This is a genomic window from Desulfosediminicola ganghwensis (assembly GCF_005116675.2).
Classification (GTDB): domain Bacteria; phylum Desulfobacterota; class Desulfobulbia; order Desulfobulbales; family Desulfocapsaceae; genus Desulfopila; species Desulfopila ganghwensis.
Genome location: NZ_CP050699.1, coordinates 4,198,522 through 4,210,719, shown reverse-complemented (window position 1 = coordinate 4,210,719; position 12,198 = coordinate 4,198,522). Strand labels below are relative to the sequence as shown.

Annotated in this window: 8 protein-coding genes; 3 read left to right on the top strand and 5 right to left on the bottom strand. The window is 46.9% G+C overall.

The window, feature by feature from the left end; all coding sequences use genetic code 11:
* Nucleotides 1-468: 468 nt before the first annotated feature.
* On the top strand, nt 469-2,163 hold the full coding sequence (locus FCL45_RS17945; protein WP_136798386.1) for a PAS domain S-box protein: 1,695 nt from the start codon (nt 469-471) through the stop codon (nt 2,161-2,163).
* Nucleotides 2,164-2,505: 342 nt separating this feature from the next.
* Here the strand turns inward: FCL45_RS17945 and FCL45_RS17940 are convergent, their stop codons facing one another.
* From FCL45_RS17940 to FCL45_RS17930, 3 genes are all read right to left on the bottom strand, one after another.
* Nucleotides 2,506-4,608, bottom strand: a complete 2,103-nt coding sequence (locus tag FCL45_RS17940; RefSeq protein WP_136798385.1) for a serine/threonine protein kinase — start codon at nt 4,606-4,608, stop codon at nt 2,506-2,508.
* A 20-nt stretch (nt 4,609-4,628) separates the two neighbouring features.
* Nucleotides 4,629-6,332 carry a GH3 auxin-responsive promoter family protein gene (locus FCL45_RS17935; protein ID WP_136798384.1) on the bottom strand — a complete coding sequence of 568 codons (1,704 nt, stop codon included), beginning with the start codon at nt 6,330-6,332 and terminating at the stop codon, nt 4,629-4,631.
* A 221-nt stretch (nt 6,333-6,553) separates the two neighbouring features.
* Nucleotides 6,554-7,492, bottom strand: coding sequence for a PP2C family protein-serine/threonine phosphatase (locus FCL45_RS17930; RefSeq protein ID WP_136798383.1), 939 nt, complete (start codon nt 7,490-7,492; stop codon nt 6,554-6,556).
* Between the two features lie 605 nt (nt 7,493-8,097).
* On the opposite strand from FCL45_RS17930, the gene FCL45_RS17925 reads away from it, so the two are divergent.
* Both FCL45_RS17925 and FCL45_RS17920 read left to right on the top strand, forming a co-directional pair.
* Nucleotides 8,098-8,673 carry a lipid-binding SYLF domain-containing protein gene (locus FCL45_RS17925; RefSeq protein ID WP_228721359.1) on the top strand — a complete coding sequence of 192 codons (576 nt, stop codon included), beginning with the start codon at nt 8,098-8,100 and terminating at the stop codon, nt 8,671-8,673.
* A 59-nt stretch (nt 8,674-8,732) separates the two neighbouring features.
* Nucleotides 8,733-9,890 carry a BamA/TamA family outer membrane protein gene (locus tag FCL45_RS17920; RefSeq protein WP_136798382.1) on the top strand — a complete coding sequence of 386 codons (1,158 nt, stop codon included), beginning with the start codon at nt 8,733-8,735 and terminating at the stop codon, nt 9,888-9,890.
* A 278-nt stretch (nt 9,891-10,168) separates the two neighbouring features.
* On the opposite strand, the gene FCL45_RS17915 is transcribed toward FCL45_RS17920, so the two are convergent.
* Nucleotides 10,169-11,236, bottom strand: a complete 1,068-nt coding sequence (locus tag FCL45_RS17915; protein WP_136798381.1) for a fumarylacetoacetate hydrolase family protein — start codon at nt 11,234-11,236, stop codon at nt 10,169-10,171.
* 247 nt (nt 11,237-11,483) lie between these two features.
* Complete coding sequence (locus FCL45_RS17910) at nt 11,484-11,903, bottom strand: hypothetical protein (RefSeq protein WP_136798380.1); 420 nt, start codon at nt 11,901-11,903, stop codon at nt 11,484-11,486.
* Nucleotides 11,904-12,198 lie beyond the last annotated feature (295 nt).

Genomic DNA, 12,198 nt, shown 5'->3' with positions numbered 1-12,198 from the left:
AGGGAGAAGGTAATAGATTGGAATATTGAATAAAGACAGACATTGGAGTTGGCAATATTAACGTTGGCATAAATGGCGAGTTTCAGCGAGTCCGAGCGGAACGAAATGGAGTGGTGTTAAAAGTCTTGTTTAGCAAGTTTGAGGAAACCCTTACGGGGGTACTCCACGAACTGAAGATCTCTACTCTGAGAGTTATCACGCTATATTCTTCTAGTCCTCGTGAAGGTTACACTTGGCAATCTGCTGCCCTTCCTGGTCTAAACATCCCTGTCGGCTGCCTTAATTGGATTCAGCTCTTCAATTATGTCTTTGACGTATCCAGCAAATAAACTTGGCTGAAATATCCAGGGAATTTCTGGGATATCACTGATTGTGTGATAAGGTGCTATACTTAACAACAACGACATTCAGTTTCGAGGATTTGTGTGGTTATTGACGTTTTCACATGTTGTTCTGGAGAAAGTTCTGATGAACCAAAAACCGACATATGAAGAATTGGAACAAAAGGTAAAGGAATTAGAGAAAAAAATTGCTGTTCATATGGGTGTAGACCAGCCTGCAGATGAAGATGAAAAACAATATCAGGTATTGTTTCAACACATGCCCATTGCCTGTTTCACATTTGATCAGAAAGGTCGATTTTTGAGCTGGAATAATGCCGCAGAGCACATGTATGGTTATACCGAATCTGAAGCTATCGGTGCTACCGCCTATGAATTAATTGTAACTCCAGAGACCCGGGAAGCCACTGATCAAATTATTGAAAGGGTCTTTAAAGGGGAAATTGTTACTGGATCTGAATGGCATGACCGCAACAAGGAAGGAGAGGTCGGATGGCGCATGGGCAATACATTTCCACTCATGGGGCCCGATGGATCGGTAATCTGTGGAGTAAATGTTAATATTGACATTACTGATCGTAAGCGCGCTGAAGAGTCTTTGCTACAAGCACAGACTGAACTTGAGAAACAGGTCGAAGAGCGAACTATCAACCTGAAAAGTGAGATCGAAGAGCGAAAAATCATAGAAGAGGCATTGAGCCTGAACGAATCAAGACTCGAAGCGCTCTTGGAGCTCAGCCAGATGTATGGAGTCTCTATGCAGGAATTGGCTGACTTCTCTTTAGAAGAAGCGATCAGGCTAACAAAAAGTAAAATTGGCTATCTTGCCTTCATGAATGAAAGTGAAACGACTCTTACAATGTATGCATGGTCGAGAGAGGCGATGAAGCAATGTGAGATAATCGATAAACCCATAGAGTACGTAACTAAAGATATCGGGCTGTGGGGGGAAGCGGTTCGTCAGAGGAAACCCGTGGTCACTAATGATTATCAAGCACCAAACCCGTACAAAAAAGGATATCCAGAAGGTCATGTTGTGATAAGGCGCCACATGAACATCCCGGTCTTTGATGGTCAGAATATTGTGGTTGTTGCAGGTGTTGGAAATAAAAACTCTGAATACGATGAATCAGATGTTCGTCAACTGACGTTGCTCATGGATGGTATGTGGAAGAGTATCAAAAGAAGACGAACTGAAAATGCGTTAAAGGAAAGAGAGGAAAGAATCTCAATCGCAGCTGAAATCGCAAATCTGGGCGTGTGGGAATGGCGCGTCGATGAGAATACGCTTTTGGCTAATCAGAAATTCTTTGAAATAACCGGTCTTACCAGAAAGGAAGCGGACAATTTTTCCCTTGATATGTGGCTGAGTAGAATCCATCCTGATGAAAAAGAAAAGGTTCGGAGTATCATTAAAGATCTTTCCGTCGGGAAATTGGATCGATCAGAAAACCAAGTCAGGTTCCGACATCCGCTAACCGGAGAAAGGTGGCTTCATGGAATCGGCAGGGTCGTTGAACGGACCAAAGAGGGGAAACCCTTATGCATGGTAGGTATCCACCAAGATATTACCAGTCGTAAGCAGGCAGAAGCAGAACGTGAGAAATTGATAAAAGGACTGGAAAAAGCCCTCTCAGAGGTTAAAGCCTTAAGCGGGTTATTACCTATTTGTGCCTCTTGTAAGAAAATACGTGACGACAGAGGGTACTGGAATCAGATTGAGTCATATATCTCAAAGCACTCTGATGCACAATTTAGTCACGGAATTTGCCCGGTGTGCGCCAAAAAACTTTACCCTGATATTAAGCTTTATGATGATTAGAGAATAAATGGGTGGAGATGAAATCTTGAGCCAACTCTCTGCGAGTTGGTACACGTAGAATACTTTTCGTGCAAGTCTTAACAATTTGAGCAGACCTACAATTTAACACTCTTCCTGTTTAGCTTCAGCCCAATACAAGCGAAAATTGCTCCATTTCAGTCATAGGATGTGGAGGATTGTACTTTCCAGTCAAGCATTGAGGTTGGCAGATCGTATCTCATCCGAAACGATTTGTGCCGGATGTAATCCTTTCGACTCATTGAGTGAAAACCTAAAACGGTTGTCTTGTCGTATGCACGCCCGCCCGAGCACGATCTCGGTTCAGAATCTTTCACAAACGAGCTACCCCGGTGGAAGCAACTCGTTAATTCTCTTCTCATTCGCCTGCCACCACTGTCGGGCGTCATCCTCACTCCAGCAGTATTTCTCTTCAAGTGATTTCAAAGCGGCGATTATGGCTGCCGCATTGGCTGGTCTCTCATCCGGGTTTTTTGCGAGGCAAGTGGCGATAAGCTGTTCAAATTCAGCGGGTATCTCATAATCCAATCTCTCGCTGAGACTGGGAGCTTCGGTATTAATAATATGGTAACAGATCTCAACCGGCGATTCGGTGTCAAAGACGTCTTTACCAGACAGCAGGTTGTAGGCTACTGAACCAAGTGAGTAGAAGTCTGAGCGAATATCAATCTCTCTGGTCCCTTTCAAGCGTTCCGGGGCAATGTAGGCGGGAGTTCCGATAATTCCCTGACGGGTGGTCAGGGTCAGATCACTTTGCCGGTTTAGCTCTTTGGCCAGGCCGAAGTCGAGAACCTTGAGTGAATCATATCTGCCGCCTCGCATGCAGAGCATGATATTCATCGGTTTGATATCCCGGTGGATCAAGCCTATTTTATGGGCTTCCTCCAGAGAATAGCAGACATGTTTAATGATGTATATGACTCGCTCAAGAGGTACTTTGCCCTCTATTTCAAGCAATTGGGCCAGGTTGATGCCGTTCAGGTATTCCATGGCGTAATAGAAAATACCTTCCTCTGTTTTACCGTAATCATATATCTGAACAGTGTTCGGGTGGCTCAGGCTGGCAGTTAACTGCACTTCCTGTTTAAATCGCTCAACCGTTTCATCATCCATGGCATCGGGTTTTAAAAATTTCACTGCGGTGGGGCGTTTCAGCAGTGCATGCCGTGCCTGATAGACCTTGCCCATGCCGCCTTCACCGATCTTTTTGATGAGTCTGTATTGTCCCAGTTGTTGGAAGGAGTCGATTTTGCTTTGCAGGCGCTGGATAGATCGTGCGGAGTAGAGAAACCAGAGACAACTGATGATCACCAGGCTAAATAGGCCGAAAAAAGCAATTATTACCGGTCGATGTCCTTTGAATGCATCGGATTTGGGGATTTCTGTGGCCACACCGAAGCCATATTCATCCAGCCATCGCCAGGCACCTATAACCTCGACTCCTCTGTAATCCCGGTAGCCTTTGACATTGACTCCAGAATTGCCCGCTACTGCGGAAGCTGCCATGCGGGTAAGCGGGAGTTCTTCAATCGGCAATTCCGGGGTAAAGCCTTTGGTCATGTTACCGCCGGGGTCGCGAATCTGAATTGCGAGAATTGAACGGACATCGGGCAGGTCCCGGAGTAGACCGATTTCACGTAACTGGTCTTCAAACCTGCTATCGGAGATCAGGAAACCGTTTTTGTCGAAGGCATAGGTGTCGCCGGAGTCACCCATTCGAGCTACAGAGAGAATGCGGGTGAAGTCTTTGTCCGGGTTGAGCGCGAGTGCAAGGGCGGCGATGATCGTTCCGTCGGCAGCTAAAATGGGGGTTGAGGAGAGCATGATCGGCTGGCTTTGGTTTAACTGTATCTCAGGCAGGTAAATGCCGGAGAGTTGCGGCTTGCTCACGATTGTCTCCCCGTTGAAAACTCTGGCGACTGTTTCAGCCATTTCCGGGTTGATGGTTAAGCCGGTAAACGGAACCGGGATACTTGCCGCTAAAACGTAACCGGCCCGGTCTACGATGAAATAGCCCCAATACTCTTTTTCTTCAAGGATTGGCAGGGTATGTTTCTGCAGAGTTTTAAAACTTTCCGAGTTAATGAGCTTGTCTGTGTCCCCCGGCTGTTTCTGGTGAATCTCGATCAATCCCATGGTCTCTCTGGCAATGAGAGGGTCCTGGGCATGAGATCTGGCAAAACTCATTTCGTTGTGAACCCAGATATCGAGTGCTTCCACGTCCGCATCAAGAATGGTGGTAAGGTTTGCGGCATAAACATTGACGATTGCTTCACGGACGGCGTGAGAGGTCCAGTAACCGATGCCAGCCAGCAGGGATAAGACAAACAGGGAGACTCCCACAATTCTGGCGGTAGTGATCCAGTTGCTTGGTTGTGGCGTATAGGTGCCACCCTTTATCTGTAAAACTCTCTTATTAGTGATCATCAGAATAATACCTGCTACGCCTACTGCTCGATTTCCACTATTCGTTCCAGTTCCGGCTTGATCTGCTGGGTAGCCAGAACGTTGGGGCTGAGTAGTTCTGTTTTGGCCTGAAAGGCACGCATACCGCCTTCAACCATGCGCTTGCGGTTCCGTTCATACCAACCTTCACGCATTACATGCATAAGAGGTGTGTCAAGGCGCTGCGAGTCCCGTTTCGCTTTATATTCGATATTGACTGATTTGAGCTGATTATCGAGTTGACGGATAAACTGTTGTTCGAGCTCCGGTTGAACTCTGGTGGTGAACTCAACCCGGAAAATGTAGCGGCTGTTCTTGTGGTCTGCCTCGGCTTTAAAGTGGTCTACACTGATGCCGGTCGCCTCACTGGCCTTCTGGAAGGAGCTGATGATTTGGTTGACGCTGACCTTCTCACCCGTGATATTGGTCATCCCCCGACCTTTTCTCAAGAAGATGATCTGGGGGGTTTCATTGTAATAGCCAACCACTTTGATCACATCGTTAATGTCATAGCGGTAGAGGCCTGCGGTGGTGGTGAAGAATATGTAGTATTCCCGATCGATTTCAACGTCTTTCAGAGTAAGGAAATTCCAAGCCTGGGGATTATTGCGGTTGCTTTCCAGGTTTTCCACTTCAACAAATTCAACAAAATTGGTCGCCACTGTAAGGACGCCTGCGCTGCCTTCATCGCTGAGCGGAATGGAGCCTCTGGCCTCACTGGAGAGGTAGCCGATATCGCGTACAGGAATCTCTTTTCCGCCTTCCGGGTTGAACCAGTGGGGGAAGCGGTTCAGATAATGACCAACAGAACCGCCTTTCCAGCAGCCTATCAGGCTGAGCTGCGGCCAGTAATCAGCAGGGCGTAGTTCCCCGTTGCGAAGATCACGGAGTGTAGCCAATTCCTTGGCGCGATTCGGGTTGGGCTTGAGTCGTTTGGATATCGACTCAAAAAGAGCGGCTCCAATGGGAAAGGATGCAGAGAGGGTACCGTCATGGATGTCACGAATAATCTCTTCACTGTGACTGTTGGCCTTTTCACACATCTTGATCACCGATGATGGGTTGGCGGTGACCAAAAAGCGGATATCATGCTCCAGGGAGATCCGCATAATGGAGAAATACTTTGCTCCGTAATCTTCGATCTCAAAAACATCGTAAGGTATTGAGTAGGTGGAGCGAATAAGTGCAGGCATATTTTTATAGATCAACCCGGAGGTGGAGCCGTATGGCATCCCGGAAGGTGTGTGACCTTCCACGGCGGGAGAGACCAGTGAGAGCACTTTTTTCTCCAATATGTCCGGGTGATCCTTTTTGCAATGGTAGGTCCAGGCGCGCATCTGGTCGCTGGTTTCCTGGCCCTGGCAGGAAGGGGTAACGGGAATATATTTGGGATCGCCCGTTGTACCGCTGGTTTGGGCAAACATCACCGGATCTTCAGCGGTTAGTATGTTCTTGGTTCCGACTATGATTCTCTGCATATCATGTTTGATATCCTCATATGTCATTACCGGAACCTGTTTTTGATACTCTTCTATGGTTTTGATAGAGGAGAAACCGTATCTTTTCCCATACTCCGTGTTCGCATTTCTGGTGAGTATGGAGAACAGTTTGTTCTCCTGCATAACCATCGGTTGAGCGGTTGCCTGCTCAAACCTTTGTGCAGATCTTTTGATTGTTAATCCGATTAAAAAACTTGCGATAGACATATATTAAATCCTCCTGCTTAAAATCATGAGGTGGTTTTTGCGTTGGTTAATGTGTTTTATGTCACATTTCTCATATATTTGAGAACTTCTTGTTACAACTTCCTGACTGTACAGCTTCGTCGGTCACGTAGCGTTTCTCTCTTCATGAGTGCCTTGCCGGAGATGAGACTTCCGGTACTCAATAACAACATCTGAAACATGATATGATACTGCTTCGCAGGCTAGGTTATCAGGCGAATTATTATCAGTGCCGCAATTATGATCATAGCTATGATCATAAAAATACGCATGATTTTCTTCGATTTTACTCCATGCATGATTGTCCTGCGGATGGTCTTGAGTCTGCCGGGTAACAAAGTGCTATGTCTGGATAGTTGGGGCTTTTCAATGTCGGCACCTGAGCCAATGCGAACCAGAATTGCGCTTGCATTATCCTGTTGTGGATGATTCTGAAGTTTGATTTCCTCGAAAATAGCATCCAGGCTTCCGGCTACTGGTAGCTGAGAGGTCTTGGTGAGTATTTCGTTTAAACGTGAGAGACTCAGTGTCTCAATGCCGTCGGTGGCAAGCAGTAACTGATCACCCTCCTGCAACGTGAATGGGAGACTCGGACAATCTACAATGTCCGGTACTTTACCGTTGATGGCGGACATGAGAAAATGTCGTCCATGAAAGTATTCTGTATCAGTAGATAATTCATCTCTGTTGTGCTGTTTGTCCAACATTGCCGCCATGGAGTGGTCTTCGTTGAGGCGTCGTAACCGGTTGTTGCGAATCAACCATAAAGGGGAGTCACCAACACTGTACCAGTAGATATTCCAATCGGAGATAAAGGCGGCTACAAGTGTGGTTCCCATGCCATTGAGGCGGGGATCATCGACAATACGTGAGGCAATAGCAGCGTTTGCCGATTCTGCTGCACTCTTAAGTCTCTGTGGGATGGTGCCATAGGTTTGGTGGAACGTTCGCGCTATGGTCGAGGTGACCAGTTTACTGGCCAATCCTCCAGAGGTGTGACCACCCATTCCATCACAGATTAACAGTAGTGTCCCTGGTTGCTCAGCGGCAAGTTTGACGTGCTCAACCACCAACAGGCTATCTTCCTGCCGCAAACGAGCACCCTCTATCTGCTTATCCGCATATGCGATATATTGTTTCAATGCCTACCCGTAAACTCTAACACCATGAATAACTCCTCTACCTGTTTATAAATATTACGAAAGTATATTGGAATTGGTGACAGAAAAAATCCCGAACCTTGTATTTTTGCGCTAGGGAAAGGGTATCGCAACGGTTAAGTTTAGGGCAAGAAATAATTGAAAAAAGGTGCGCCTTTACAGTTCCTGCATGGCCTGATAATTGTGGTTGGGTTGCCCTTGATTGCCAACCGCATGAACCGGCGACTGGTGCTTATGGCCGAAGTACCATCAAATGGTTGCAAAGCGAAAGAGGACGGAGATACATCACCAGTGGAGACAGTTATTTGCATGAAATGTAATGCTGACCTATCATGAATGAGGTGTGTTTTGAGATTTTTTAAATTGAGGATAGGTTGTCAGCTCTTGTGATGAATTTGGCATATGGCTCAGGCAAGATTGATCGCGCAGCCTGGGACGTGCCAAAATGAGCTGGTTTATGAAACAATTTTTCAGGGAGGTGCACAGTGAAAAAGTTTTTCATAATATTGTCAGTCATTACAATTTATTGTTTTGTGTCAGTTTGGTGCCAGGCGAAGCCAAAGGAACAGGCTGAAGCAGAAGCCTTGGTGGAAAAATCTACAACTGTTGTCTCCAGTTTTACAGCTGATCCGGATTTGGACTGGTTTAGAAAAAATGTATACAGGGCGCAGGCAGTTCTGATAATCCCACAAAATCTGAAAGGTGCCTTTCTGGTGGGTGGTGCAGGCGGCTCCGGAGTGTTACTGGCCCGGGATATAAAAACAGGACAATGGAGTTATCCCGCATTCTATACCCTGGGGAGTCTTTCGATTGGTTTGCAGGCTGGGGCGGAGTCGTCAGAGATCATCCTGATGGTCATGACGGAGAGGGGTATGGAGAGCATGCTCACCAGTTCTTTTAAACTTGGCGCTGATGTCACTTTGGCTGCGGGCCCGGTTGGGGTTGGAGCCAAGGCCAAGACTGCAGACATCATATCGTATGCCAGGGCCAAGGGGGTATTTGCGGGGGTCTCTTTGGATGGTGCAGTGGTTAAAACCAGAGATGGTTTGAATGGTGCATATTACGGCAGAAAAGTGAGTCCTACCGATATCCTGATTCGCAGGGATGCTGTCAACGGACATGCCGATAAACTCAGGGCAGCGGTAAAAGCTGTAGCAAAATAGTACAAGGACAGGGCGTAAGAGATAAAAGTGGATTTAACTGAACGACTTGAGAGGTAGTTATGACCAGTTTCAGGAACGGGTCGGTAGCAGCGGCGGCGCTGTGGCTGACTGTTGGTTTGACGGGGGTTGCCCTTGGCGGGGAGGAGAAGGAGGAAGGTGACTTTCTGCGTTACCCGCTAGGAGAGACAGGCAATTTTGTGCTTTCCCCTATAGTTGGCCCAATGTATACCCCGGAAATGGAATTTGGAGTAGCCCTTGGTGGCTTACTGACATTTTCCACGGAGCCGGATAACCCCAATATGCCTCGGTCATCACTTTCTACCTTTTTTATTTACAGTACCAACAGTTCTATGACTATCAGTTCATTTCTCGACTCTTTCTGGCTCGATGACAACCTGCGGGTAAACGTCGAATTCTGGTTCAAGGATATGCCTGATAACTACTGGGGAGTCGGCTATGATAACGGTCTTGATGTGGATGACGGCCCTCTGACAACCGAATACGACAGAACATGGTACCAGTTGACACCGGTGGCAACCTTCCGCACAGTCGGTGACCTGTTCCTGGGAGCTGTTTTTGATCTGAACCATACCTCATCAGACGATGAGGCTCCGGGGATGATAGATGATCCTACTTTTCAAGAGTTCGGCGATGATAACACCAATGTCGGAGCCGGTATCGTTCTCTCTTATGATACGCGCGATGTAACGGTGAATGCCTGGCGGGGAATCTATTTGAATTTTATGACCACCCATTACCTGGAGGCACTGGGTTCGGATAACGACTATGATGTGATTGAGGCGGAATACCGGCAATACCTGCCGCTCTGGCGTGAGGGAACAACCCTGGCCTGGAATATCAGCACTCGTTATACCACCGGTGAGGTACCATGGGGAGAGATGTCCCAGGTAGGTAGTCCTTTCGATTTACGGGGGTACACCTGGGGGCGCTTCCGGGATAAGACTATGATGTATGGTCTGCTGGAGTATCGGCATCAGTTTCAAAATTCTGTTGGTGAGCTAGGTAGACATGGCATGGTGGCCTGGGTCGGCATGGGATTCATTGGTGAAGACTACGATGATTTTAATGGAAATGATCTGCCGAATGGTGGTGTGGGGTACCGATTCGAGCTGCAGGAGCGTATGAATCTCAGGGCGGATCTCGGTATCGGGCGTGATGACGCTGGATTTTATCTGAGTATTAATGAGGCGTTCTAGGAGATTGTCCGATAATAGGGATTTTGGTCAAAATCGAGACATTTTCAAAAAATAAGCACAACCATATGTTAGATATTGCGAGCATTGTTTTTTGGAAATTCCGAAGAGTTTGGGGGGAAGCCATTGTCGGACTAAGCCCTTTGTAACCAACTCTTCGTCATTTAGATAAAATTAAGGCTCGCAATATTGGGTATATGCCTCCGCTTAATTTTTTCTAAATGCCTCTTTGGTGACGCGAAACCGGCAAGGGCCGGGAAAGTGGTTTGTGCTGTAAATGTTCAGTTGCTGCCAGTTGATCCAGTGATTTCCTCAGCGGCGGATTGGCCCACGACCTTGTAATTCAACGAGTCGTATTGACCGACGTTGAAACCTATAATGTCTCCCGGCATGAGAAAGTCGGGATTATTATCATTTGCTTCAATTACCATTCCCAGCAGAGTGAACCTGTTAAGACCCAACATTTTGGCGAGAGCACGCTTCCAGCCCGGCACCCTGAAGGCAACACCGGGAGGGGTGCCTGTCATTATAACTGTACCGGCGTGTAAAGGATCACCAGGGTATTGGGCCGCAATAAACTCAATCATCTCTTTGGCGGAGTAGACCCGGTCTGAAGTATTGCCATTCTGTCGTTGTTTCCCGTTCACCCAGGTCTCAAGTGACACATTTACTACTGTTTCGTTGGAAAACGCACTTGGTATCCACATCTTGCTACCGACAGCCGAAAATCCAGGGAAACTCTTGGCGGCTCCCCAATACTCACTCTGGTTCGGTTTATCTTCACCGAGTACCATAAAAGAGCGTGCGGTGATATCAGCAGCCAGGACAAATCCGAGCCTTGGCAGATAATTCGAATCGTTTATACGGCTGCGGTCGAAGGGCTCAAGCAAGACCATACCCAACTCAACTTCGTAGTCAAGAAGTGGGTTTATATACGGGAAACGCTCCTCAAGCACACGTGCCAGGCCGGGTTCGACAGTTTCTGCCATGGTCAGAAATGATGCCCGATCGGGATATACGATAGTCTGGCCTGTATTCAGGGAATTCAATGATTTTTTAAAAACCGGTGCAGGGGTGTCGGGGTCCCAGGTTCTTCCTGTTTCTACGATATGTTCAGCATAACTGAGTCCAATACCGTATATTGCCGTGATGTTTTCAGGCTGCAGTGTTTGCCACTGACCATCTGATACATCAAGTTGTACTGGTTCTCCGTTAAAGGGTTTAGGGGTGTTGCAGCCACTCAGTAGAGTAGTCAGTGATATTGCTATCAGAGCAAACCAGAAAAACAGTACAGGCGGGCAGGGCTGATACTGAGTTTTATCGTTAGGGCAGGATTGGGCTTCTGTCATGATGTCTCCTGGGCATCGGGTATGTTGCCTGGTCGGCTGGAGAGTCTGATATTACAGGGGTATGGTAACAGGGTATACGAGCTTGACTGGGCTGTCAAATGGCTGTAACAGATCATCAGGAGTGGATCTCAGCTTATGAGGAATTTTAATTGTAAGCAATGAAAACCTGTAGATCGCCTCGAAGAGTATACGATCCGGTTAGATCAAGGCTGCGGAGCCTTTGTCGCAGACCATGCGAAAGTGAACTTTACCGGTGAGAGATAATTTCGTAATACTGTACTTCCTCACTTGGTGCGATTACCAGGGTGTCGTAAAAAGTACTGTATTTCTTTTGAACAGAAAAGAAATAGACTTTCCCGGCTTTAAATCGTTGTGTCACCCCTTTAGATTTCAGGCCAAAGCTGTTGGTGAGCAGGGTGTGGATGCCTTCGTTAAGACTTAGTTTTAGCGGTTGTTCCGCGATTACTGTTCCTTCCAGGGAGCCATCAACCGTTATCGGGTATTCGTTAAGAAATCCTTCCTGGTAATTGGATTGGTGGTAAAGGATGACTGTTGCCGTGCTGTTGGCTACCGGAGAACTGTCAATTTCCACCTTCATCGTTCTGGCCTGGTTTACGCAACCACTCCCAAACAGAATCAACCCTAATAGCAGTATATATTTCTTCATCACGAACTCCTGGATAAACATATGTAATAAAAAGCAATTGTACATTTTCTTACAACTATGTCGTTATTACTCTGTATGCTTTTAAAAGCTAGTGAAATAAAGACATTACAGCTCTGTGCAAGTTAGGTGTCTTGTGATTAGTCGTGTGAAATGAAGTCCCCTGGGTAATTAGGCCTGATAGTTTTTTTATTTAACCTGCCAATATTCAAAATCCTGATCAAAAGCTGCCAGGTAATGAATGCGTGAGGTCCAATGATTCAGGTGCTGACATCGTATTGCGAGATCTTTTCAATGA

What these genes read in the sequence shown, in the direction of transcription:
- FCL45_RS17940 (WP_136798385.1), bottom strand. Translation starts at nt 4,608, where the DNA reads ATGATCACTAATAAGAGAGTTTTACAGATAAAGGGTGGCACCTATACG.
- FCL45_RS17910 (WP_136798380.1), bottom strand. Translation starts at nt 11,903, where the DNA reads ATGAAGAAATATATACTGCTATTAGGGTTGATTCTGTTTGGGAGTGGT.
- FCL45_RS17920 (WP_136798382.1), top strand. Translation starts at nt 8,733, where the DNA reads ATGACCAGTTTCAGGAACGGGTCGGTAGCAGCGGCGGCGCTGTGGCTG.
- FCL45_RS17945 (WP_136798386.1), top strand. Translation starts at nt 469, where the DNA reads ATGAACCAAAAACCGACATATGAAGAATTGGAACAAAAGGTAAAGGAA.
- FCL45_RS17915 (WP_136798381.1), bottom strand. Translation starts at nt 11,236, where the DNA reads ATGACAGAAGCCCAATCCTGCCCTAACGATAAAACTCAGTATCAGCCC.
- FCL45_RS17935 (WP_136798384.1), bottom strand. Translation starts at nt 6,332, where the DNA reads ATGTCTATCGCAAGTTTTTTAATCGGATTAACAATCAAAAGATCTGCA.